This is a genomic window from Vibrio maerlii, from assembly GCF_003415655.1.
GTDB lineage: Bacteria > Pseudomonadota > Gammaproteobacteria > Enterobacterales > Vibrionaceae > Vibrio > Vibrio maerlii.
Window position 1 is genome coordinate 640,258 of the sequence record NZ_QRHC01000002.1, and the last position, 23,275, is coordinate 663,532.

The following is a 23,275-nucleotide window of genomic DNA, read 5'->3' on the forward strand; positions in this document are numbered from 1 at the left end:
ATCAAGTAAGGGTGTTTAGTGCGTTTATGCTTTGATTCGTGCCATGTAGTAGGTACTGACATACTCACCGTTGCGAAACACCGAGCACTTGGCTTCACCTTCAATTTCAAAACCAAATTTCTTGTAACATGCGATCGCTGCTTGGTTATCACTGTTCACTTCGATTTGTACTCGTTTCACTTGCAGCCAGTTATCTGCCAAATCTAGAACGGTTTCAATGAGCTTAGAGCCAATACCTAAGCCATGAAAGTCATCGTGAACTCCAATACCAAACGAAGCACAGTGCGACGTCCTTGGCCTTTGAGAGTGTTCAAATCCAATGTTGCCAACTACTCTTCCATCGACCTCTGCTACGTATGAATAGACGCCTTGTGGCATGTTTGATAGGCGCTGCTCCCACATTGCAGGTGAAGCATTTGGCAGTTGGAGGGTTCCGCTTAGTGCTTCTGGTTGATTGAAAATGTCGGCTAGTGCTGCAGCATCGGTTGGCTGCGTCGGCCTGACTATTACTGTGATGTTTGACTTATCCATCTTCCCTCCTGATAAATATCAACGACTTATGACACGCTAACATATTGAAAGAAATAGTAAATAGATCCGCTATACTTCAATACCTATGTTGCGATATTGATGAAAGGTTCGACGCAACTATCTCTCGAATTACTCAGAGTGTACACTTGCACTCTTGCTCATGGATTGGATGAATAAATTGAATACGAACTCAAAGGACTGGCGTACGCCTCAGAACTTTTTGGTGATCATATCGATCATTGTACCTATCGCCTTTTCCAGTTGGATGGCACTGTTGAACAACTTTGTTGTTGAACGAGCCAACTTTGATGGCTCTGATATTGGTCTATTGCAAAGTGTTCGTGAGATCCCAGGATTTTTGGCATTTACTGCCGTGTTTGTATTGGTCTTCATACGTGAGCAACGCTTCATGATTTTAGCTTTGCTAATGTTGTGTTTGGGCACAGCTCTGACAGGTTTTTTCCCATCGGTAATGGGGCTACTGATGACCACGTTCTTGATGTCAGTAGGTTTTCACTACTTTGAAACCTTGAAGCAATCATTGTCCCTTCAGTGGCTCAGTAAAGATGAAGCGCCAGAAATGTTAGGTAAGCTTATTTCCATTGGTGCATTAGCCTCCTTGCTTACGTACGGCGCTTTATGGGTGATGCTAGAGCTGCTTCATCTTGACTTTAAATGGGTCTATCTCATCTGCGGTGGCATTGGTTTGGTCCTTGTTGCAATTATTGCGTTTACCTTCCCACAGTTTGAATCTCATACACCGCAAAATAAGAAGCTGGTTCTAAGAAAGCGATACTGGCTGTATTACGCATTAACCTTTATGAGTGGTGCGAGAAGACAGATCTTTACCGTGTTTGCGGGTTTCTTGATGGTCGAGAAGTTTGGTTACAGTGCTGGTGATATCACGTTACTTTTCCTGATTAACTACCTGTTCAATTTCTTATTTGCTAAGAAAATCGGCAAGTTCATTGGTGTTGTAGGTGAACGAAAAGCATTGATGTTCGAGTATGTAGGGTTGATATTTGTCTTCGTTAGCTATGGTCTTGTGACCAGTGCAGAGTGGGCGGCGGCTTTGTATGTCATCGACCACCTCTTTTTTGCATTGGCTCTAGCAATCAAAACCTATTTCCAAAAAATTGCAGACCCGGCGGATATGGCTTCAACAGCAGGTGTTTCATTTACCATTAACCACATTGCTGCAGTCGTGATTCCAGTGACCTTTGGCGTTATTTGGTTGGTATCGCCCTCTGCGGTGTTCTTTATTGGCGCTGCGATGGCCGGTGTCTCGTTGTTACTTTCTCTCAATATTCCAAAAAAACCGAGTGAAGGTAATGAAGTCCGCGTATTGAGTTGGCGCTAGTTTAGAGATACGTTGAGTCTCATCAGGTGTTAGAGGATTGAAGTAGGCACTCATGGAAATGGTAATTGCTCCAGTGAGCAAAGAGTATGATGACGCTTTGTGTCATATCATACAAAGTGTAGGCGCTGAATATGGCGCAGTTGGCGAAGGTTTTGGTCCTTCTGATGATGAAGTGAGGGCAATGAGTCAACACTACACATTCGATAGAAAGAGCTTGTACTTGCTGGCCTTTGTGAATGGCAAGTTGATGGGGGGCTGTGGTGTTGCTCCTTTCAATGACCGTGATGATGTCTGCGAGCTTAAAAAGCTGTTTTTACTAAAAGAAAGTCGTGGTTTGGGGCTTGGCCGTAAGCTGTCAGAGCAGTGCTTAGAGTTTGCTTTAAACCAAGGGTTTGAGCAGTGTTATCTAGATACACTATCAAACATGACTGACGCCGTTAGCTTGTATGAAAGAATGGGTTTTAAGCATCTAACACAACCGTTTGAAGGAACATTTCACAATGGCTGTGATGTTTGGATGATGAAGTCCTTGTGAGATAGAGCGGCAGAAAATGCTATAAAAAACGCCTCTTTCGAGGCGTTTTTTCTTGTTTAGAATGGGTACCAGAAGAGCTGATCTTCGATAACTCGTTTTGTGACGGCGAGTACCACTATGGTGATAACGATGGCGATTACTGACCAGTCTTGCGTGGTTAGAGGTTTCAAGCTGTACCAAGTTCTCGACTTGTGACGACCAAACCCACGTAGCGTCATTGCGTTTGAGATCTCATCGGCTCTGTCCAAACTCGAGAAAATCAATGGACCAAGGATCTTGGCAACATTCTTCATACGTTCGACTAATGGCGCCTTCTTAGATAACTCTACACCACGTGCTTGTTGAGCATGCATGATGTTGACGAAGTCTTTCTTTACCTCGGGAAGGTAGCGTAAGGTCAGGCTCACAGCGTAGGCGATCTTGTAAGGCACACCAAGTCGATTCAAACTCGCAGCAAACTCTGTCGGATGTGTGGTAAATACAAATACCAATGCAATCGGGAACATGCTGAAGTACTTGAGTGTCACAGTCACTAAGTAAAACAGAGTCTCCTGAGTCAGCGAGTAGCGACCAGGCAGTTCAATCAATACATTCTCAGTGCCCAAGTACTTCGTCCCTTGGTCGGGGGCGAGCAAATACATGAATAAGGCATTAAGTGAAAGAACACTCAATGTACCGATTAGCAGCGGCTTATACACCTTGATAGGCACTTGAGTACTCTTTAACAGTGTTAATCCAACTAGGATTAATACGGTGATCATTCGAATATCAAATGTCGTCAGGACAACGGTGACCCAAGCCATGAACAAAACAAACTTGGTGATACCGTTTAGTTTGTGTAATGGTGATTGAGTATCGATGTAGTTGATACCAAAACTCATTTTGGAAGCTGTCATGCCTGAGCCTCCAAATTCATCGCTGGTGGCTGAGTGCGTTCAGCATCGCTCTTACGTTCATGAGTGATGTACTTTTGCATAAATGCTTGTGCTGAGTCGAGGTTCAATCTGTTTGCAAGCTCATAAAGACTGGTTGTCGTCAGGTTTGCTTTTGATAGTAACTCTGGTTGAGTGAATACATCCGTTGTGGCTTGATTCGCTAACAGCTTACTGTCCGAAATCACAATCGAGCGTGTCGTGTATTCGAGTACGAGATGCATATCGTGAGAGATAATTAACACAGTGATGCCTAACTTATCGTTCAGTTCTTGAATAAAGCTCAGCATCGAGGTGTAGTTACGATAATCCTGGCCAGCCGTAGGCTCGTCTAGGATGAGTAACTCTGGCTCAAGTACTAAAATTGATGCGATAGTTACTCGTTTCTTCTGACCGTAGCTTAGCGCTTCAACGGGCCAGTTACGGTATTTGTGTAAGCCGCACAGCTCAAGTGTAGAGAGCACTTTTTCTTTTATCGTTGTTTCATCTAAGCCGCGATTTCTTAGACCAAATGCCACTTCATCAAAAATCATATGATGAGAGATCATATGATTGGGGTTTTGCATTACCACGCCTACTTTCTGGCTACGCTCAAAGATAGTCAGTTCAGAAAGGTCTTGGCCTTCAATTGAAATGGTGCCTGCGTCAGGTTCGAGTACACCCATGATGAGCTTGGTGATGGTCGATTTACCTGAGCCGTTTTTACCTAGAATGGCGACAAACTCACCGCGCTTAACATCAAAGCTGATGTATTCAAGGGCATTTTTTTCACCATCATATGAGTAAGAAAGCCCGCGAATATCTAACAATGTTTTATCGCTAACAAAAGGTAATGACGCGGTACTCTTCTCGTCCCAATGCAGAATTTGTTCTTTATAGCGAATGACATCGAATTGATTGAGATTGGACAGTGATTGACTGTTAGACAAAGAACAGCCAGCTGCCTTCAGTGCGCTGATGTACAGTGGCTCTCGGATACCGTGTTGTTCTAGAAGTGGTGACGCTAGGAGTTCATCTGGTGTCAAATCAGCAACAATACTACCTTGTTCCATTAAGATGACTCGATCAACAGGACGGTGAAGTACATCTTCTAAGCGATGTTCAATAATGACGACTGTCTTTCCGCTTTCACGATGTAAATCATCAATGATCTCTATTGTGCGCTTACCTGTTTTAGGATCGAGTGCAGCCAGAGGCTCATCAAAGAGCAGGATGTCCACATCGTCGACTAGAATGCCTGCCAGTGAAACACGTTGCTTTTGACCACCCGATAGGTCATTTGGAGCTTTATCCAACAACGCCTCTAACTCAACCATTTTCGCAGTCGAGCGAACGAGCGGATACATTTCGATGTTCGAAGTGAGCTGATTCTCAAGCGCAAAGGCGATGTCTTCACCGACACTTAGACCAACAAATTGGCTGTCAGTATCTTGAAGAACAGTACCCACCTGTTCGGTGTAATCATGCATCTCGAGATTATTTGTCTCTTTACCAGCGATAGAGAGAGTGCCTGAGCACTCTCCCTTAATTGCGTGTGGTATAAGACCGTTTAGGCATTGTCCAAGGGTGGATTTTCCACTACCGCTTGGGCCGATAATAACGATTTTCTCTCCTTTCTCTATCCTTAGATTGATATGTTTTAGCGTCGGTTTATCCAGTGACTCATATCTAAAAGAGAAGTTAGAAAATTCGATTGTCATTATCGATTAGTCCTCAGAAAGGTTACTGCTTTGTTTGTTGCGCTTCGCTACAGAGTTCAAAATGAAGTAGCCCACGATTGCAATAAGAACCGTGTTACCAGCAGCGATAATGCTTAGCTGGGTGAAGACTTTAGTGAACGGTTCCGCGTATAGAACCGTATCTAGGAATGCTGAACAGCCATAGCCGAATACGTTACCCACGAGAGCAAGTACAACAAAGGTTGCGAAGTCTTTCATATCAAAATGGCCAGACTCGATACGTTTTTTGGTTAGCGATGGGAATAAGCCAATAACCAGTCCCACGATGCCTGAGCCTAGCACCCAAGTCAGCCATACACCCCAGCCAGCGAATAGATCCGTCACCCAGTGGCCGATAAAGCCAACTAGGAAGCCAACAACAGGGCCAAAAAGTACTGAGAATAATGCAAGTACTGCCATTGCTGGTTTTAGCGTTGTGTTTGCAAACACTGGTACGCCAAACATAGGCAAACCACCAATACCGTAAAGTGCGGCGCCAATTGCGATGACAACCACCGTTTTTGCTGTGAAGTTCATAGCTTTCCTCAAAATTATTCTATTTGCGATATCGCTTATAAAGTGTTCGAAAATAAAAGAGTTTGTAAGCGAATTTAAACAGGGCGCGCATTGTACATCACATTCGCAATATAGGGAATGCTATCTGTCTAGACGTCTATATTTTATTTTGCAAAAAAAATAGCCAATTATTCGAGGATAATTGGCTATTGATTCAATGGCTTCACTTAGTGATCTAGGTACAAGTAGTTCTGCCAACTCTTCATACGGATCAATACTTTACGCATGATTGATACATGAGTGAAGCTGTCAGAGTAGACCGCAACTTCGAAGGCTGTCCCTTGTGGCAGGTCGTATTCGCTCATGTCATCATTGATCCTCAGTGTCACGAACACGCGTCCGTTAGTGCGTAAAGCATCAGTACCGAGTAGTGAGCCTCTCGCTTGGAACTGACTCTCACCGATCGCTGGGATAACTTCGATAACTTCACCCTTAAACACCTTGCCAGGAATTGCGCGGAACATGAATTCAGCCTCAAAACCAGTTTTCAATCTCTGTAAAGAGTTCTGTCTGAATGCGGCAGTGTAGAGTTGTTCCTCCGTTGGAACAAACGTCATGACAGGCGCAAGAGGTAATGGCACAGCCATGACTCCAGGTCTCAGTGCAACTTGAGTTGCGTAGCCATCTGTTGGTGCTCGGACAACGGTTTGGTCAAGGTTAAACTCGGCAGTGCGTAATTGTGCGAGTAATCCTGCTACCGCGGTATTTTCGCCACCAATGTTAGAATCTAGTGCGATTTGGGATTGTTCTTGTTTCGCGACTGCAACCTCTAACGCCGCTTCAGCAGCTTTGTATGCTTGTCGTCGTGTATCAAGTTGTTGCTCGGTAAAAGCACCTTTATCAAAACCGCGTTGATAACGAGAAAATTCACGTTTTGCCTTATCTCTTTCAGCAACCGCTTTAATTCTGGCTGCTTCAGACTCTTTTAGGGTTGACTCTAGCCCTAAGACATCCTGCCCAGCTTCAGCAATATCAGCTTTCAGGCGATCCACTTCGGCTTGGAATGGGATTGGGTCGATACGGAACAGAACATCACCTTGTTGTAAGGGTTCATTTGGCTCAACCGGTACCTCGATTACTTTGCCACGTACCCCAGAAACGATCGGTGTGGTGGTATAAACCTGATTACCAATCTGAGTGAATGGATGGTTATAGTTCATCAGTAAGATCAGCGTACCGACGATCACGACACCGCCAAGCACAGCTGTCGGCACGGTCCATTTATTTAGTGGGATGTTGAAAATCTTAAATATAGCAACACACAGAGCGGCATAAGTAGCAATGAGTAGTAAATCCATTATGACTCTCCCTGTGCTGGCTTAGATTCTGTTGTCTCTTGCGGCTGAACCTGTTGATCTTTAGCCAGTGAAGAGGCCTGTACAGCACGAAGGTGTGATAGTTCTTTTTTTAGGTCTGATACTTGGTCAACAAGCTCTTCAACTCGGTGGTGAATATCTTTCTGCTCGGCTTCGAGTTTTTTGAAGCCCCAGCCGCGATCTTTTCGCCATAAGGTTGCCCATATCCATAGGAATGGCCAAATAGTGTGAAGTGTAAAAAGGCTAACCCATCCAGCGACATGAATGGCATCACAGTGAGGGTGGTCACGCTCTTTTGCGATTTCATAAGGAATATCGTGGATCACGATAATGCCGTAGAAGATGACCAGAGCCACAAAGACCAAAAGGCCCAAAGCAAAGTAGTCCAAAAACATAATCTCTTTCCCTAAAGATATAGATGTTCAGCGACCTATAAGGGATCCACTTAATCGTCGCTGAGAGCAAAACTAAGTTTAAGTATTTGTTATTCAACAATGTTTTGCAACAAACTTTTTACATTTTTGTTTAATTTAAGGGTGTTGTTTTAGAAGTATCGAAATCTCTTAAAAAATAGGGGCTTTAGCTTTCTGAACAGACCTGATTTCTGCCTTGCGCTTTTGCTTGATAGAGCGCTTTATCTGCTCGATAGAAGGTCTGTTGGGTGTTTTCATTCGGCCTATGCTCTGTTACTCCGATGCTCACCGTTAAGTTTCGATCTCCTAATATCGGTTCCCAGTTAAATTGCATAATTCGTTGTCGGTAATTTTCTGCATGCATGACAGCTTTTGGGACTTTGTGGTTTTCCAAGATGACGAGAAACTCTTCACCACCAAATCGGATGCATGAGGCACCTTTAAAGCGAAAATATTTGGCCAATTCAGTTGCTACAGAAGTGATCGCTTTATCGCCAACAAGGTGGCTGAGTTCATCATTGATAGACTTAAAGTGGTCTATATCAACGACTAAGAAGGTAAAATCATTGTCGTGCAAGATCAGATCTTTAAGCTTGATATCAAGCCAACGTCGATTGTGTAAACCTGTTAATGGGTCGGTATACACATCTTGTTTGAGCTTCTCTACCGCATCTTTCTGAGTTTCGGTGGTGACTTTAAGTTCTCTATTTTCTTGTTCTGAGAGAATGAGTTTTAACTGAAGTTCAAATCGAGCTAAGCGACGCAGTTGCTGTGGACCGAGATCTGAAATAGGCACGCGCTTTAGAAGGTCTGACTCGACTTGGTAGCTCTTCTTCTCGATGGCCAATGCATCTTTGAAGCGATCTTGATCGGCATAAATTTGGCTAATTGCTTGATAGAGTTTGTTTACCAGTAGTGGTGAGCTCAGTGGTGATATATGACGAAGTGAACTATGCAGTAGCATCATTGCCGCATCGATACGGTCAAGGCCGATGAGCGAGCGAGCTTTCTCTAGGTTTACCTGTGCTGACAACCAAGAAGACTTGTGTTGTGCGGCTAGGTTAGCTATTTGACTCAAACACTGCAGCGCTTCTACATAATGACTATCTGAACGCAATAGAATAGCCTGGTTTAGGATTACCTCTCCTTGTAGTGCTGGATCATTCACCATGATGCTCAAATCTTCACATTCTACTTGCATATCCCGTGCTGATGCATAGTGGCCTTGTCGCAAGTTACACGCGATGATGTGGAGTTTGTACTTTAACCGTAGTGCTCGATTCATGATGGCATGGTCGATACTTTCGATTTTCTGGTAGTAGCGAAGTGCACGAGTATCATCACCGTAGGCCTCACATAGCTCTCCCATCCCTAATACCGCACGCACATAGTGGTCGATAAAGCCATGTTCGATAGCAAGGTTAGTTAAATCGACATACTCATTGAGTGCTTGCCCATATTCACCGATAGCGATGAGCCTTTCACTCAGGGTTTGCTTTATATCGATTGTCAGCTCTGCATCAGAGTCTAGGTAACGAATCGCGCTGCGAAGCTCATCGACGGAAAGTCTCGGCTGGCCTAGGCGATGTCGCCATTCGGCAATCGCTAGATGGCAGTACGCTTTCTCGTGGCTGTTAGACGCAATATGCTGCTTGACGTGTTCCCAGAGTAGTAGCGCTTGTTCGTTCTTTGTGGAGGTAACGTCTATGCCTGAGTCTAGTATCTTGCTTATTAACTGTTCCATGACTAGATTTCCTCCTCTTCTTCAAGCTGCTCAATAGTGAATGGGAACTGGAGGATGCCATATACTCTTAATTTTGGCGGTGATGGCTCAAGACCTTTACGCTGCCATGGGTAAAGCGCCAGCATGGATTGCAGCGTTTGGCTGAGTAGTTGCGCATCATTGTCCTGATTGTGGATTAAAAATCCGACACGGTTTTCATTCAGACGTGAAATAGAATCGTCTTGGTTGCATAAGCAATGCGCCAACTCGATGGCTTTATCGAGGTAGTCTGGATTAGAGTGGTAAAGTGAGAAAACCGCGTAGTTTGATGCTCGAAGTTCAGTCTTGTAGACGATCAGTTGTTCCCACCACTGAGTCTCTGGTATTACATTGGTGAACTTCTTCTCTGGGTCATAATCGTATTGAGCGCGTATACGACTTACCAGCTTCTTCGCCTTTAGATCCAATTGACGCTTCGATTCATTGGCTTTATCCATACTGAGACGCTGACTCTGCTCATGCAGCATTCCAATGGAGTACTTACGATAATTCTTAAACGCGAGGTAGGCTTCTTTGTCGTTACCCATTGCTTCAGCCACAGCAGATTGCTGAAAACAGATTTGTGACAACAGTTCTCCGTTATCAAATCGCGAAGCAGCTTGTACAGCATGCTTGAGGTATTCAGAGGCAGTCTCATGGTTCTTGCGCAGAATCTCTAATCGAGCACGGCTGATATAAGAATGCGCCTTCATCCAAGCTAAATCATGCTTTTCAGCAAGTTGTTGCGCTTTGAGAGTTGCGGTATCGGCGTCATCTAACCGTTCTAGCCCAAGTAGAGCTAGGCCTCTAAAGTCCCAAATCTCAGCTTCCCAGGTTGGATCGTTATGAAACTTGAGCGCTTCAGTCGCATTATCAAGGACTGTCAGCATGCCGATGTAGTTGTTTTCTTGATAGTAATCCCAAGCAAGTAAGATGCTGGCTTTGCCCTCTAACCAATGAATTTGGGTGGCATTGGCGACAGTAAGTGCGACATTGTGTGCATCAATAGCATTCTTGTAATCGCTGACCATTCGCCAAACATTACCGAGACCAATCAAGCATTCAGTTTGAATGGTGGCGTTTTCAACCAAGGTGGCTTGCTCTAGGGACTGAATCCAGTATTGCTGAGCGGAGTAGTAGTTTGCCTGACCATAAAAGTTGAGGGCGTGGATATGTAAGATTTCTGGTAGTAGAGTATCTGACGATAGTTCGTTTTGGGCGATTAAGGCTTTTTTGGCGTATTTAAGCCCTTGGCCGTAATCCATAAGCGACCATTGGCAGCGGGACATAATCACCAATGCCAATACAATACTTCTTGTTGAACGATATTGCTCAGCTCGGATTAAGCACTGCTCCGCTTTGTGATAGGTCTCTAAAGGAGCCGCTTCAATTCTTTTCTTTAGTCGTTTTAACTCAGCCCTGAGTAACGCTTTGTTATTTTCCAAGATACCGCCCTTGGTGTGTTCAATCCTTTGTTTAAGCTCGTTAGAGTATCCCTGTCTAAAACCGTACTTGCCCTGTTTTTGCAACAGGAGCCATTTGTCTGAGGTTCGTGAGTCAGTTCAAACTTATAACTGCAACTAGTTAGTACTTTATCTCAATATAGAGAAAACCCTTCCGTAAATGATAGGAAAGGAGTCGAAAAGTTAGAGTTAATTCACGTTTGACAACTAAGACTAAGACCTGGTTAGGAGAGTAATTCTTTCAATGTCCAAGTTTTGTCGATGAGCTTTAGCTTTTGTGCGGCGGTGAGTCCAGATTTATCTTGGTAGCAGAGGTTATGCCAGGCTCTAAAAATGTCTAACAAAGGGTTGATGCCCGCAGGGCGAAGGCGTCTTCTTGGCTCGTTGACAAAGTCATTGAAAATGACTTGGAATCGACGTTGATAAGATGAAATTGAGCGTGTTGAAGCGGATTGCAACCAATGACTTGGTTGCTGTTTACCTGCTAATACGCAAATCGCTTTTTCAATCATCAATTCGACACGTTGATCGGACTCAATTGTGTTTTGCTGAGTGATTGCCCAGCGGTCTCGCCACCACCCCATATGCACAATATCGTGCTTGTCGACAGGTGTGGAGTTTTGCCAACCCTCGCTCTCTTCAACGTATACAATATCGATGCTTTCAGCCTTGATGCGCGGTAAGTAAACAGAAAGCGCGGCAGAACGGAGTAAAGGATCCTGCGGCATGAATATTGAGATCGGTCTATCAGTCTCGAGCTGCTGTTCTAGGTATAGATAATGCGCATAGGAAGTGTAGTGAGGGTGAATCAGCGTCCCTTTTAACGGGTAGTCTAATTTTGCTAAATTGCCTAACGGATCTTCCACATTGTCGCGTGCGAGGATTAGTTGGTATTTATTGTCTATTCTGGTTCGTATATCGGCTTGGGTATCCTCAAAAGGCAACTGAGCTTCAGGCGTGTAGCTAGTGCTTACTATCCTTGCCGTCGTAAAGTTATCTTGCGACTCCTTGAGTTCCTCTTCTGAATAGTTGGTGTGCTGAGCAACAATATACCCTGACTCGACTTCGCCACTAGCAATCCAAAATACGCCATTGTGACTGTTAGGTTGCAACGGCACAAACTGTGACGCTAGCGTATAATTGTCTGCATGCTTAAACCACCTTTCGTCAATAACCGATAACTTACGACGACAGCGTTTCGCGATTTGATTGAGATGATCGTAAAAGGTTTTAGGATTTATGGACAGGCGACGGCAAATTTCACGAACGGGGTGTCCAGTAAACAAATAACCTAGGATGCTTTCTTGGATTTGCAGCTTATGATTCGACTCTGACCACTGGTCGACAAAGGTTGATTGGCATGCTTTACAGCGATAGCGCTGCTTTTGGCCACTGTATCCAAATGAGTGATAGAGATGTTTATGGCTATGGACTGATAGCCCCAAGCTTTCGCATGAGGTATTTTTGCACGCGGGTAATCCGTCTGTTTGAGTTTGCTTGAGTCGTTGCAATTCATCTAGAACAGATTGGTTATTGAGTAAGGGGGGAAACGCACCACATTCACGACATACCATCGCAGGACGCTTAGGGTTTACGTGTTGCAGAACATACTTTTCTGCATCACTCAATCCAAAGTTGTCACACGCCAATGTTTTACAAAAGTTGAGTTGTAAACCTTGAGCCTCTTTTGGTAGTTTGCCGTTCGGCACGATCACCCCCTCGGTGTTATTCATTAAAGGTTAATAGCGGTCTCTAGTGCGACTTTCATCATGTCGTTAAATGACTTTTGACGATCCTCTGAGCTGAGCTTCTCACCGCGGATGATGTGATCCGAAACAGTCAGAATGGTAAGCGCTTTTGCTCCTAAGTCTGCAGCAACGCCGTAGATACCTGCAGCTTCCATGTCCACACCTAGGATGCCCAACTTTTCCATTTTCTGGAAAATGTCCGCTTCAGGTGTGTAGAACAAGTCCGCAGAGAAGACATTACCCACTTTTACTGGTACTTGTTGTGCACGAGCCTGATTTACCGCTGTTTCTAGTAGGCTATAATCAGCAATAGCTGCAAAATCATGGTCGTTGAAGCGAATACGGTTCACTTTTGAGTCTGTCGATGCGCCCATGCCGATGACAACATCCATTAGATTGACATCATCACGTACAGCACCACAGCTGCCCACGCGGATAACGTTTTTCACACCATACTCTGCAATCAACTCGTGAACATAGATACAGCAAGATGGGATACCCATACCGTGACCCATTACAGAGACACGTTGACCTTTGTAAGTGCCAGTAAAGCCGAACATATTACGTACATCACAAACTTGCTTTACATCTTCTAGAAAGGTTTCAGCGATGTATTTAGCGCGTAGTGGGTCTCCTGGCATTAGCACTGTTTCAGCAAAGTCACCTGGTTGCGCATTAATATGTGGTGTAGCCATGATATCACTCCATCAAGTTTTTACTAATTATGTTGAAACTGTGTTGTTTCGTTGATTGGAATGTTATGCCTTTGAATCTGGAGTTCATGAGATTTAGGTCACATAAATTATCGACTCTACATTAATATTCGCTAGTGATTACTATTTATGTTGAAAGCTCGAGCGCAATCGTTTAGATGCTAAGAACAGGGATATTTATTTGTACATAATTTTTTTTTGTACAAAGATTGGATTTCTTTCGTATACTTGTACATAACGTCATCTTGTACAAGGTAGGCTAGATATGGAAATCACAAAAAAAGTAAAAATCGGTGTAAGTGCATGTGTTATCGGTGAAAAAGTTCGCTTCGATTCAGGTCACAAAATGAACCGGTTTGTGGCAAACGAGATTAAAGAATATTTCGATTATGTACCTGTCTGCCCCGAGGTTGGAATAGGATTGAGCGTCCCTCGTCCGACAATCCGTTTAATGTACGATGAAGAGCGTATTGCGTTAGTCGAAACCAAGGATGCATCAAGGGACTACACCGACAAAATGCATGCTTTTTCTGATGCCAAAGTCGATGAGCTAATGGGTGAACAACTTTGCGGCTACGTTGTCTGTGCAAAATCTCCGACGTGCGGCATGGAACGTGTGAAGGTATATAAGAAGGGACATGCGGATACCAATGGTGTTGGACTCTACACAAAGACGCTAATGGAAAAAATGCCGTGGCTTCCGGTGGAAGAAGATGGACGCCTTCAGGACCCAATCCTCAAAGAAAACTTTATCACTCGCGCTTTCTGCCTTCATGACTTTTACCAGTCAATGGAAGGAGGGGTAACGGCGGGTAAGATCGTGGCTTTCCACTCCCGATACAAACTGACGCTAATGGCACATCGCACTGAGTCTTATCGCGAGCTAGGTCGCCTTGTTGCGAATGTATCCAAATATTCTATCGAAGAGTTTTTTACCCTCTATCGTCAAGGCTTGATGGATGCTTTGAAGAATCGTGCTGACAGAAAGAACAACACTAACGTTCTCATGCATATCCAAGGCTACTTCAAGAAGTACTTGGACAAAGATCAAAAAGCCGAGTTGAGTGAAATCATCCTCCAATACCGTGAGGGGGTGCTACCTCTATTGGCGCCGCTGACTCTACTGAAGCACTATCTGAACCAATACCCAGATGAGTACTTATCGCAGCAACAATTTTTTGCGCCATACCCGCAAGAGCTGCGTCTTCGTTACGGGTTGTAATTAGGGAAACGTGGATGTCTCAATCAGAAAAACTATTCGCTATTCGAGAAGTATCAGAGTTGACGGGGGTCAAGCCCGTCACTCTAAGAGCATGGCAGAGACGCTATGGATTGATCTCTCCTGCACGCACGGACAAGGGGCATCGTCTCTACACTCAGATTAATATTGATACCATTTTAGAGGTCAAACGGTGGCTTAACCAGGGCGTATCGATAGGTAAGGTTAAGCCTTTACTAGGAACTCAGCCAAGTGGCGAAACGCTGGGCTCTGGTTCAAAAGTCCTTCAAGATGTTGAATTAGTGCTTTCTTCTTTAGCTTTGCTCAACAAAGGCAAGGCGGAAAGCATTGTTAGCAATGTTCTTAAAGAGTATCCAGCAGATATGGTGGTTGAGCAGTTTATTCACCCTACTTTTGAAGCGTTAGAACTTTTGAAAGGTTCAGTGAAAAGTCTTCAAAGAGGCTTGTTTCAATCACTCGTGATTACACGTATTAGTGCAATTTTAGAAGCGGAAAACAAGGCTGCAACCAAAGGAAAAATGCTCTTTGTTAGCTTAGCTCCCGTAGGTGATGTCAGTGCTTGGTCGCGAATATTGGTACTCAGTGAAAAAGGTTTTGATATTACAGTGCTCGAAAATGTGGATGATTTTTCTGGTTTAGTTAACGAGATTGACCTCTCTAAGTTCGTTGAGCTGCAGCTTCACTCTCACAAAGCCTTGCTCGATAGGCAGCTAACTTGGGCTCAAATGCTTGTTGAAGATGATTCTCTGCAATTTGGATTATCTCCGATTATCCAAATTCTGCACCAAGACGATCTGAGTGAGGCTGCTACATGAAGCTAGTTTGGTTTCGCAGAGATTTACGATTAGATGACAACCCGGCTCTTCATCACGCAATTGAAGATGCAAGGGCGCAAAATGAACCTGTTGTGGCGCTCTATGTTGCGACGCCAATGCAATGGGAAAAGCATGGCCTCTCATCAAGACAAGCCGACCTCATCTTTCGCCGACTTGGCGCGTTGCAAAAGGAACTGTCAGACATTGGTGTTGCTTTGTTTTATCATCAATGTTCATCCTTTCACGATGCCGCTGAAGCGGTCATTAAGCTTGTAGACTCGAATGGTGTCACAGGCGTCTACTACAATAAAGACTACGAAGTTGATGAACAGCAACGTGATACTTACCTGCAACAAGCACTCTCGAACCACGCCTGCCATATTGACGTGATTGCGAAGGATGGGAAATGTGTGCTACCCCCAGGCAGCATTCTTAACAAGCAAGGTCAATACTTCAAAGTTTTCACTCCTTTTAAGCGAGCTTGGTTAACACGGTTCGCAACCGGTGGAAATCGGCCTCTTTCACCACCAAGCAAACAGCTTGTCGCGGTTAACCGCCTGATTAGTGATGATTTCGTTCTTTTTCATCCAGATATCGCTTTTGATTACCCACGCGAATCGAGCGAGCGATGGGATGCTTCTGAGTATGATATTCACAAAAAACTACAACAGTTTTGCCACGAACACCTTGATGACTATGAGGAACGTCGTGACATACCGAGTACCGATGGTACGAGTACGCTCTCCGCTTATTTGGCTATAGGCGCCTTGTCTGCGCGTCGGTGTATACAGGAAGCCAGCTTGGCCGCGGATATTGAGCATATTTCTCAGGGGGCTCAAACGTGGATAAGCGAGCTTGTGTGGCGCGAGTTTTATCAGCATCTGATCTACTTTGAACCTCGTTTGGTAAAAAACGAGAACTTTTTGCTTTGGGGCAACCGCCTGCAATGGCGTCAAGATGACGATTGGTTTGAAGCGTGGTGCACTGGCAATACAGGCTATCCTATTGTGGATGCCGCCATGAAGCAGCTCAATACAACGGGGTGGATGCACAATCGCTTGCGTATGGTTGTTGCGAGTTTCTTGGTTAAGGACCTACAGATCGACTGGCGTAAAGGCGAACATTACTTCATGAGTAAACTGATTGACGGTGATTTCGCAGCTAACAATGGAGGATGGCAGTGGTGTGCCTCGACCGGTTGTGACGGACAGCCCTATTTTCGCATCTTCAACCCTATCTCTCAGGGGGAGCGCTTCGATGCAAAAGGTGAGTTTGTCCGACAATGGTTACCAGAACTTGAAGGTGTTCCTGATAAGTTTGTTCATGCTCCATGGAACTGGCCTCAGTTTGATTCGCTTAACTATCCATCGCCAATGGTTGATCACAAGGAGCAAAGAGAGATAACCTTAGCGTTATACAAAAGAGCAAAAGATAGTTAGTCCATGCATTATCAGTCTTCAAAAATCAGTCGCAGTCTCAGTCTACTCTCTCGTTATGTCGGGTTGGGCCTGGCTGCTCTTGGTTCAAGCGTAGCGCTAGCTGCCACCTACCCTTTGCCAGAAGATGGCAGCAATATGGTGGGAAAAATCCAAAGACATAAAGTTGAAGCGGGGGAGACGCTTGCCAACATTGCTAAGTCTTACGATGTCGGCTTCCTTAGTTTGCTCGCAGCAAACCAAGGTGTTGATCCTTTTCTTCCTAATGAGGGGCATGTACTCACGATTCCATCGCAATACATTCTGCCAAATACGATTCGCGAAGGTATTGTGATTAACCTTGCTGAGCTCAGATTGTATTATTTTGAACCTGAGTTAAACCAAGTTCATATCTTCCCGGTTGGTATTGGACGTGTAGGGCGTGATACTCCTGAAATGGTGACCAAGATTAGCCAAATGCGTGAGAATCCAACGTGGACACCGACTCAGAATATTCGTAATGAGTATCTAGAGAAAGGCGTTGAGCTGCCACCTGTTGTGCCTGCGGGGCCGGATAACCCACTGGGCCTTTACGCAATGCGATTGGCTTATGGGATAGGGGAGTATCTTATCCATGGCACCAACAAAGATTTTGGTATTGGCTTAAGAGTGAGTTCGGGCTGTATTCGTATGGAGCCAAAAGACATTGAGTGGTTGTTTAGTCAGGTTGGCCGTGGTGAGCGTGTTCAGATCATCAATGAACCGATAAAGGTGAGTTTAGAGCCTGATAGAAGTGTCTTTATCGAGGTTCACGAACCTTTGACTCGCAGCGACGGTAGTCAAAAGCGACTTGAACTGCCGATGGAATTAAGCTGGTGGATGGAAGAGTTTGCGGTTTCGGATCGTAAAGCTAAAGCGGCGGTAATGGTTCAAACGGGACTCCCAACGCTAGTAGCAACACCCTAAAGTAATGCGGCCAATGGGCCGCATTTTTTATCTTCCTAACTTTTTGGGCACTTTTTCTATTGCGCACGACGATGAGAGCTAGCGAGGTTTAGAGGGCTTATGAGAATCTGACTCATTGGCGCTGAGAATACGAAGGGTATCGCGAGCTTTTTGATAACGATTAACCCTATTAGAGGAAGAATGATCCCCAAAACGGTTCCCAAGAAAGCATGAACATAAATGTCTTGGATATGCAGGATCTTAGCGAGTAAAACTCTCACGCCACTTCCTGCCAAAATATGCATTAAGTAGATAGCCATTGAAGACCGACCAATAAATTCAAGCACTGGGTGGGAGTGTTTTGATAGCTGTTGAGAAATAGATAAGACAACCGTTATACCACTGATAGCCAGTACAAATTCACTTAAATTAATGGATATGTTCGAGTCTAATTCAGCTGTACCAGATAGGTAGTAAAGTACACCAAAGGTCAGCAAGCTAATGAACGTAGCGTAATTTGGTAACGTGTTCGATTGAAGCCTTGAGAAGACAACCCCTAGCATTAGAAACACCATGTTATCGGTGACATAGTGGAGATTTAATAGATCGGGTTGACCTGTTAAATATGCGCCGAGACATAGTGCACTCCATACGTATAGTCGAGTTCGATTACCTATCATCAACATAGAGATAATCGAGATAAAGAACAGAGCATATAAGAACCAGAATTGTGCTCTAGGTGCCCATAAAAACGAGAACACAGCCTGAAAGTCGACGCTACCATTGGTGTAATTGGATAAAGCGACCTCAATGCTTCCTTGCAGTATCGACCACAGCAAATAGGGATAGAAAATAGTGTCTAACTTGCTTCGTAAGAAAGATACCTTCCCTTTCCTTTCTAGAGAGTCATAAATAAAGAGCCCTGAAAGAAAGAAAAATAGTGGCATGTGGAAGCTATAAATTAAGCTATCAATGAAGACAAAAGAGTCTTTGTTAGTCCATATTCCTGCCTTCTCTAAGCCTCTCATTCCATGGCCATAGACAACCAATACAATGCCTATTGCCTTGGCTATATCGACCCATTCCTTTCGTTGTTCCATAACAAAGTGACCTGTAAGCGTGTGTCTACTTCCAATTTATTAACTAGCTTGGTAAATCTCGTCATAAGCTTGGTAATAACCCGTAATGAAGTTGGTTAGCGCAAAATCTTGGCATCGGTTTAGGCTATATTGACTCCAATATCTGTATTCTTCATCTGACTCACACACCGAAAGAATCACCTTACTCAATGCTTGAGGATCGTTTTGCTTGAACAACATTTGATCACGACCAATGACCTCATCAAGACCGGGTACCCTGGAACCTATCACAGGTAAACCGGAAGCCATTGCCTCAACAGCACCTAAGCCAAACCCCTCCACATTTGAAGATTGTATATACACATCAAGGTCGTCCAAAAAGAGTGGAACCGTGTCGATCACACCGTGAAAATGCACACGCTTCTCTACGCCGAGTTCGAGCGCAAGTGCGGCGAGCTCCTGTTGCGTTTCTCCTCCTCCGGCCAAGTGGAGTTGGTACTTTTCAGACAATGACTTCAGAGAACGAATGATAGTTTGTTGGTCTTTGTATGGATGAAGCCGGCCGACCATTCCAAGTTTGATGATGGATTTACCGCAGATGTTGTTTCGTTGTCTTTGGCTAAATTGATCAAGTTCAATGCCGTTGTATATAGTGGTGTATTTCTTGGTGAAGTAAGGCATAAATCGTGTCAGCTCTTCTTTGACCTTATCAGTGATACAAATGGTTTGGTTGAATCTTAAATACAGCAAGAATTCGAAAGGCTTCATGAACCATAAGTCACGACGTCGATTGTGAGAGTTATGCTCGGTTTGCAGTAGTTTGGATTTGCAAAACAATAACGAAAGATAAATTGAGGGTGATAAGTGAGCGTGGACAATATGTGGCCAAACAAGCAGGGATAGTTTTTGTTTTAAGTTAAGCTCTTCAAGGTAAAAATACTCAATGCCCAGCTCGCTCAATGTCTCTTGATAGTCATTGATCTTGTCGATAAGTAACAGTGATACATCAATATCTTGAGGTTTGTTACTAATGAGATCGATGAGAAACTTCTGAGCACCACCATTTCGAGATAAATCATTAATAATATGTAATATTTTCATATGTGCTCCCTTGAAATGAAACGCTCGAATCCGTTGAGCGTGGCCGATATTGAATTAACGTTGAGTAAATACGAGGATTAACTTTCGAACAAAATAACCAGAGGTTAAACCAACCCAGTTGAGAGTAAGATCACTCAGTGAAAAAGAGCGATTTGCAATGAAGAGTTGTGAAAACTCTTCACCAGAAACCAACAGCAGAAGAAAAAACAGCCAGCGGATTCCTAAAGGGTCACGAGGTTCATCGCTTTGGGTTACGAATATGCTTGCGGCAAAAAAGCCAATAAGAAAACTGAGCAGGGTATGGAGAACCATAGAGCCTCCGAAATACCATTCAAATGCCTGATATTGTTCGAGGTTATACTCAGAGCTCTTCCACAGAGTGAGCGAAGCAGTACTAAGTATGATTGACAGAAAGAAAAAACGATTTAGTGCTAAAGACATGGCTCAACCTATCGGATAAAAACCAAGGTGTCGCTTTGATGCTCTCAAAGCAAGAGCATTGCTAACAATCATACTTAGTGCCATTGCTAACGCTGCTCCAGTCACACCCCATAACCAACTGAATGACGTCAAGCATATAAGATTGACGATCCCTGAAATGATGGAAATAGTCTTAAATTCGTTCTCATGCCCACTCATTATGAGTAGGTAACCAACGGAGCCTGTTGAGATATTTATGAGCTGACCAAATGTCAGGATCATTAATAAATTGGAGCCATCGAAAAAATCTGGTCCGAACCATGTCATTACCCAGTCTGGATAAAGAAGAAATAAGGCGCTCGGTATCAAACCGATGGCTAAGCTAGACCGGAAAATAAGTCGAGATACTCGGATTAGCTCATTGATGCGGCCTTCCTTGTAAAGGGTCGAGAAGGTAGGTGCGACAACGAAGTTAACCGTAATTAAGACAAAGCCAATGAGCAAAGATGCACGTTGTGCAGCAGAAAGTAGCCCAAGGTCTGCAGCGCTCACGAAGAATCCTGCAATCACCAATCCTCCCCACTGCGTGAGGTTGGTAATCGTGTTACTTATCCATAACTTTTTGGCGCTACTTTTAAGGTCTGGATTTTTCAAACCAAAAGGAGAAATGGCAGTGACGCCGCTATTGCGCCACCATTGATAACTAGAGAAAGCAGCAAAGATTAGAGAGGCTGTGAGAAACCCCGTTAATAAATCTCCTGAATCTATGACGTCATGGTTGTGAAAGATCAGCAGCATTAAAATTAGCAGAGAGCTGATACCCAACTGCATACTCAGAACGGAAGAAATGATCTTACTAATAGATTGTAAGCAAGCTGCATGGAACAAGCTGAATGTGAGGAGCGGTAAAGTATACGCGGCCAGTTGCAATCTCTCTTTGGTGACGACAGATGAGCTTATCCACTCATTAAGGTGAGGTGCCGTAAGATATATAGCAATCGATAGGGTCAGTGAAAGAAATATAACTCGAGCTAAGGCGTAGCTGTAGTGAGACTTCAGCTGTGCTGAGCTCTCTTGTTTGTATGCAATGGCGTTAAACTTTAACAAAGAAACGTTGAACCCTCGCATCGAGAACATAGCCAGCAAGAAGGTCAAGTTATAGATGTAAAAAAACTGCCCAGTCGACTCCGCTCCAACCGTATTGGTGATCATGAAGGTCAACAAGATCGTTGCTAAAGCCGAACTGAGTTTAAATACCCCGGTGATTACGCTCAGAGAAATTAAACGGCTTACTTGGGGCGAGGTTGTTAAAGCTCTAAGCATAGATTTCTCTTAGTGCATTGCACTGCTGCTCTTCGCTGAACTGATTGTTAAGCACGTTGCAGTAGTAATCGAAGGGTATGTCATGATATTGCTCAATGCAGTGTTCAACTTGGATTGCCATTTCTTGTGGCGTTGTTGCAAGGAATGGATACTCGAGGTGCTGTGTAGAACTGATTTTTCTCAGTACCATAGGTAAACAGACTTTAGCTGCTTCGAGTATGGTAAGCGGCATTCCTTCCCAGGCTGCGGTATGAATATATAGGTGAGCTTGTTGAAGCTGTGTTAGCACCTCATCTCTGGGCAACATGCCAGTGACCTCAATGCCCGTATCACGTAATCGTTGCTCCAACTCGGCATCGCCCCCACCAATCCAGCGAATTCTTACCCCTCGATCCTGGATATCACCGTTGAGGTTCTGAACCATATCAATCAAGAACTCAGGATCTTTTTGTTTCGACACTCGACCGAGTACTGTAATGATGAAAGGGGTTTGATTGTTCATATCTACTCGATAAGAGGGGATATCGAGGTTTACATAGTTGTTGAGAAGCGTGGTATGTTTTGCTCCTAGCTTCAGCGCCAACTCACATTCTCTTTGACTGCATCCAGCAATAATGTCGATACGTGACAAGAGAGTTTTCTCGAGAGTTTTAAATACCAATGCTTTTGCTGGTGAAATATCTTGACGTTCAAATGCGTAACAATGGGGCGTATAAATGACCTTTACACCGTTTTTCTTAGGTAAGAAACGACCAAGGAAACCCGCGAAGCTAGAATGGAGATGAATGATATCTGGGTCGAGTGTTTTGACTAACTGACGGCACTCCTTAAAAAATCCAAGTAAGCTGTTGTATGAGCGTGTTTCAGATGCAAAATTTTGGTCACTTTGTTGCTTTGTGTCATCTGCCTGCCTTACCTTTGCTAGCAGGTGATGCTCAAAGCGTTCATTTCGTGATGATTTTACGTAGCTGTATAGGGCAGTTTGAACTCCGCCACCAAACGACTCTGTAATATGTAGTACCTTTTTCATGCCGACCTCCTTGTCTAGGCGTTCGCCCACTTAGTTTTCAATAGTTCAATTTCGTTACTGGAATAAAAATGTTTGTACAGTGGTAAGTCATAAAGGAAGAACAATTTTGAGAAGTCATATTTGGACTTAAAGTCTTTGTAGATCTCTGAATACCATTTGTTCTTGGCTTCATTACTGTTAGTGAGCACAAACTCGTCGAGTTCTAAAAAATCACAAAGTTCCTGCTCGCATTGGCTTAGCTGTTCACACTTGATCAACAAGATATCTAAGCTGTCAGTGCTATAGGTGAATGCGCCTTGTTGGTTGTTGATGTCTTGAGTGAGAAGATTGATCTTGAAATTACGTTTCATCTCTTCATCGAACCAATCAGAGAAGTAGTGGTAGTTGAGGTTATGCTCAAAGGCATTCACTAGGTGTTGATAGGTTGCCTCCATATCTTTGTGGATGGCTTCATTCTTCTTTCCTTCGATAAATTGAATGTGCAAGTCCTGAAAGAATCGCGATAACACGGTTGCGACGGGATCTCTCACCAAGGTTATGATTTTTAGGTGCTTTCTTGACGCTAAAGCTTTACGTCTTTGATTGAGTAAAAATCGGTAGCCCATGCGTTTTGGCTGGTCGAAGAACTTGGCGACATCGGCGCTGTTTTTATACATCTTGAATTCTTCGTAATCATCGAAGGTATGAATGTGATAATTGGGGATCTGATAGGTATCGAGAGACTTTTCAATCGATGAGGAGCCAACTTTTCCCATTTGATAGATGAGAACAAAATCTTCTCTTTTGAAAATTTTTTCTTTGTTTATCTGACGTTTAATTTCTTTAATCATTGTTCTTCCC

General features: G+C 43.9%; 22 protein-coding genes. 6 read left to right on the top strand and 16 right to left on the bottom strand.

Annotated features, from left to right (window positions below; all coding sequences use genetic code 11):
• Positions 1–24: 24 nt before the first annotated feature.
• A complete protein-coding gene (locus tag DPF91_RS03830; protein ID WP_117233208.1) occupies positions 25–516 on the bottom strand; it encodes a GNAT family N-acetyltransferase in 492 nt (163 codons plus the stop codon).
• 184 nt (positions 517–700) lie between these two features.
• On the opposite strand from DPF91_RS03830, the gene DPF91_RS03835 reads away from it, so the two are divergent.
• Together DPF91_RS03835 and DPF91_RS03840 are read left to right on the top strand one after the other, a co-directional pair.
• Positions 701–1,891, top strand: coding sequence for an MFS transporter (locus DPF91_RS03835; protein WP_164684029.1), 1,191 nt, complete (start codon positions 701–703; stop codon positions 1,889–1,891).
• A gap of 52 nt (positions 1,892–1,943) precedes the next feature.
• Positions 1,944–2,426, top strand: coding sequence for a GNAT family N-acetyltransferase (locus DPF91_RS03840; protein WP_117233093.1), 483 nt, complete (start codon positions 1,944–1,946; stop codon positions 2,424–2,426).
• 56 nt (positions 2,427–2,482) lie between these two features.
• Here the strand turns inward: DPF91_RS03840 and DPF91_RS03845 are convergent, their stop codons facing one another.
• The 9 genes from DPF91_RS03845 to deoD all read right to left on the bottom strand — a co-directional run bounded on the left by DPF91_RS03845 (position 2,483) and on the right by deoD (position 13,049).
• The gene (locus tag DPF91_RS03845; protein WP_117233094.1) at positions 2,483–3,322 is read right to left on the bottom strand and encodes an energy-coupling factor transporter transmembrane component T family protein; all 840 of its coding nucleotides are present in this window, start codon (positions 3,320–3,322) and stop codon (positions 2,483–2,485) included.
• Positions 3,319–5,058 (bottom strand): ABC transporter ATP-binding protein, encoded by a 1,740-nt coding sequence (locus DPF91_RS03850; RefSeq protein ID WP_117233095.1) that lies wholly within the window; start codon positions 5,056–5,058, stop codon positions 3,319–3,321. The genes DPF91_RS03845 and DPF91_RS03850 overlap by 4 nt, the downstream gene beginning before the upstream one ends.
• 6 nt (positions 5,059–5,064) lie before the next feature.
• On the bottom strand, positions 5,065–5,613 hold the full coding sequence (locus DPF91_RS03855) for an ECF-type riboflavin transporter substrate-binding protein (RefSeq protein WP_117233096.1): 549 nt from the start codon (positions 5,611–5,613) through the stop codon (positions 5,065–5,067).
• Positions 5,614–5,819: 206 nt separating this feature from the next.
• On the bottom strand, positions 5,820–6,950 hold the full coding sequence (locus DPF91_RS03860; RefSeq protein WP_117233097.1) for an HlyD family secretion protein: 1,131 nt from the start codon (positions 6,948–6,950) through the stop codon (positions 5,820–5,822).
• Positions 6,950–7,363, bottom strand: a complete 414-nt coding sequence (locus DPF91_RS03865; RefSeq protein ID WP_117233098.1) for a DUF3302 domain-containing protein — start codon at positions 7,361–7,363, stop codon at positions 6,950–6,952. The genes DPF91_RS03860 and DPF91_RS03865 overlap by 1 nt, the downstream gene beginning before the upstream one ends.
• A 184-nt stretch (positions 7,364–7,547) precedes the next feature.
• Positions 7,548–9,125, bottom strand: a complete 1,578-nt coding sequence (locus DPF91_RS03870; protein WP_117233099.1) for a GGDEF domain-containing protein — start codon at positions 9,123–9,125, stop codon at positions 7,548–7,550.
• A 2-nt stretch (positions 9,126–9,127) separates the two neighbouring features.
• Positions 9,128–10,588, bottom strand: coding sequence for a hypothetical protein (locus DPF91_RS03875; RefSeq protein ID WP_117233100.1), 1,461 nt, complete (start codon positions 10,586–10,588; stop codon positions 9,128–9,130).
• Between the two features lie 242 nt (positions 10,589–10,830).
• Positions 10,831–12,315, bottom strand: coding sequence for an IS1 family transposase (locus DPF91_RS03880; RefSeq protein ID WP_117233210.1), 1,485 nt, complete (start codon positions 12,313–12,315; stop codon positions 10,831–10,833).
• A 23-nt stretch (positions 12,316–12,338) separates the two neighbouring features.
• The gene (gene deoD, locus DPF91_RS03885; RefSeq protein ID WP_117233101.1) at positions 12,339–13,049 is read right to left on the bottom strand and encodes a purine-nucleoside phosphorylase; all 711 of its coding nucleotides are present in this window, start codon (positions 13,047–13,049) and stop codon (positions 12,339–12,341) included.
• Between the two features lie 289 nt (positions 13,050–13,338).
• On the opposite strand from deoD, the gene DPF91_RS03890 reads away from it, so the two are divergent.
• From DPF91_RS03890 to DPF91_RS03905, 4 genes are read left to right on the top strand one after another with little or no spacing between them, the layout of a single operon-like run.
• A complete protein-coding gene (locus tag DPF91_RS03890) occupies positions 13,339–14,289 on the top strand; it encodes a YbgA family protein (protein ID WP_117233211.1) in 951 nt (316 codons plus the stop codon).
• A 14-nt stretch (positions 14,290–14,303) separates the two neighbouring features.
• Positions 14,304–15,122 (top strand): MerR family transcriptional regulator, encoded by an 819-nt coding sequence (locus DPF91_RS03895; protein WP_117233102.1) that lies wholly within the window; start codon positions 14,304–14,306, stop codon positions 15,120–15,122.
• A complete protein-coding gene (gene phrB / locus DPF91_RS03900; protein ID WP_117233103.1) occupies positions 15,119–16,561 on the top strand; it encodes a deoxyribodipyrimidine photo-lyase in 1,443 nt (480 codons plus the stop codon). The genes DPF91_RS03895 and phrB overlap by 4 nt, the downstream gene beginning before the upstream one ends.
• 3 nt (positions 16,562–16,564) lie before the next feature.
• The gene (locus DPF91_RS03905) at positions 16,565–17,503 is read left to right on the top strand and encodes a L,D-transpeptidase family protein (RefSeq protein ID WP_117233104.1); all 939 of its coding nucleotides are present in this window, start codon (positions 16,565–16,567) and stop codon (positions 17,501–17,503) included.
• Positions 17,504–17,559: 56 nt separating this feature from the next.
• Here DPF91_RS03905 and DPF91_RS03910 read toward each other — a convergent pair whose 3' ends face one another.
• Genes DPF91_RS03910 through DPF91_RS03935 form a run of 6 tightly spaced genes read right to left on the bottom strand, consistent with a single transcriptional unit; the run spans position 17,560 to position 23,265 of the window.
• Positions 17,560–18,582: an acyltransferase family protein gene (locus DPF91_RS03910; RefSeq protein WP_117233105.1), complete on the bottom strand. Its 1,023-nt coding sequence runs from the start codon at positions 18,580–18,582 to the stop codon at positions 17,560–17,562.
• Positions 18,583–18,621: 39 nt separating this feature from the next.
• Positions 18,622–19,662 (bottom strand): glycosyltransferase, encoded by a 1,041-nt coding sequence (locus tag DPF91_RS03915; protein WP_117233106.1) that lies wholly within the window; start codon positions 19,660–19,662, stop codon positions 18,622–18,624.
• A gap of 54 nt (positions 19,663–19,716) precedes the next feature.
• Positions 19,717–20,103, bottom strand: a complete 387-nt coding sequence (locus DPF91_RS03920) for a VanZ family protein (RefSeq protein WP_117233107.1) — start codon at positions 20,101–20,103, stop codon at positions 19,717–19,719.
• Positions 20,104–20,106: 3 nt separating this feature from the next.
• Positions 20,107–21,405, bottom strand: a complete 1,299-nt coding sequence (locus tag DPF91_RS03925) for a lipopolysaccharide biosynthesis protein (protein WP_117233108.1) — start codon at positions 21,403–21,405, stop codon at positions 20,107–20,109.
• Complete coding sequence (locus tag DPF91_RS03930; RefSeq protein ID WP_117233109.1) at positions 21,398–22,435, bottom strand: glycosyltransferase; 1,038 nt, start codon at positions 22,433–22,435, stop codon at positions 21,398–21,400. The genes DPF91_RS03925 and DPF91_RS03930 overlap by 8 nt, the downstream gene beginning before the upstream one ends.
• A gap of 14 nt (positions 22,436–22,449) precedes the next feature.
• Positions 22,450–23,265, bottom strand: coding sequence for a putative capsular polysaccharide synthesis family protein (locus DPF91_RS03935; RefSeq protein ID WP_117233110.1), 816 nt, complete (start codon positions 23,263–23,265; stop codon positions 22,450–22,452).
• Positions 23,266–23,275: the final 10 nt, after the last annotated feature.

Coding starts and splice junctions, on each gene's coding strand:
- DPF91_RS03835 (WP_164684029.1), top strand. CDS start 701: ATGAATAAATTGAATACGAACTCAAAGGACTGGCGTACGCCTCAGAAC.
- DPF91_RS03840 (WP_117233093.1), top strand. CDS start 1,944: ATGGAAATGGTAATTGCTCCAGTGAGCAAAGAGTATGATGACGCTTTG.
- DPF91_RS03845 (WP_117233094.1), bottom strand. CDS start 3,322: ATGACAGCTTCCAAAATGAGTTTTGGTATCAACTACATCGATACTCAA.
- DPF91_RS03850 (WP_117233095.1), bottom strand. CDS start 5,058: ATGACAATCGAATTTTCTAACTTCTCTTTTAGATATGAGTCACTGGAT.
- DPF91_RS03855 (WP_117233096.1), bottom strand. CDS start 5,613: ATGAACTTCACAGCAAAAACGGTGGTTGTCATCGCAATTGGCGCCGCA.
- DPF91_RS03860 (WP_117233097.1), bottom strand. CDS start 6,950: ATGGATTTACTACTCATTGCTACTTATGCCGCTCTGTGTGTTGCTATA.
- DPF91_RS03865 (WP_117233098.1), bottom strand. CDS start 7,363: ATGTTTTTGGACTACTTTGCTTTGGGCCTTTTGGTCTTTGTGGCTCTG.
- DPF91_RS03870 (WP_117233099.1), bottom strand. CDS start 9,125: ATGGAACAGTTAATAAGCAAGATACTAGACTCAGGCATAGACGTTACC.
- deoD (WP_117233101.1), bottom strand. CDS start 13,049: ATGGCTACACCACATATTAATGCGCAACCAGGTGACTTTGCTGAAACA.
- DPF91_RS03895 (WP_117233102.1), top strand. CDS start 14,304: ATGTCTCAATCAGAAAAACTATTCGCTATTCGAGAAGTATCAGAGTTG.
- phrB (WP_117233103.1), top strand. CDS start 15,119: ATGAAGCTAGTTTGGTTTCGCAGAGATTTACGATTAGATGACAACCCG.
- DPF91_RS03905 (WP_117233104.1), top strand. CDS start 16,565: ATGCATTATCAGTCTTCAAAAATCAGTCGCAGTCTCAGTCTACTCTCT.
- DPF91_RS03910 (WP_117233105.1), bottom strand. CDS start 18,582: ATGGAACAACGAAAGGAATGGGTCGATATAGCCAAGGCAATAGGCATT.
- DPF91_RS03915 (WP_117233106.1), bottom strand. CDS start 19,662: ATGAAAATATTACATATTATTAATGATTTATCTCGAAATGGTGGTGCT.
- DPF91_RS03920 (WP_117233107.1), bottom strand. CDS start 20,103: ATGTCTTTAGCACTAAATCGTTTTTTCTTTCTGTCAATCATACTTAGT.
- DPF91_RS03925 (WP_117233108.1), bottom strand. CDS start 21,405: ATGCTTAGAGCTTTAACAACCTCGCCCCAAGTAAGCCGTTTAATTTCT.
- DPF91_RS03930 (WP_117233109.1), bottom strand. CDS start 22,435: ATGAAAAAGGTACTACATATTACAGAGTCGTTTGGTGGCGGAGTTCAA.
- DPF91_RS03935 (WP_117233110.1), bottom strand. CDS start 23,265: ATGATTAAAGAAATTAAACGTCAGATAAACAAAGAAAAAATTTTCAAA.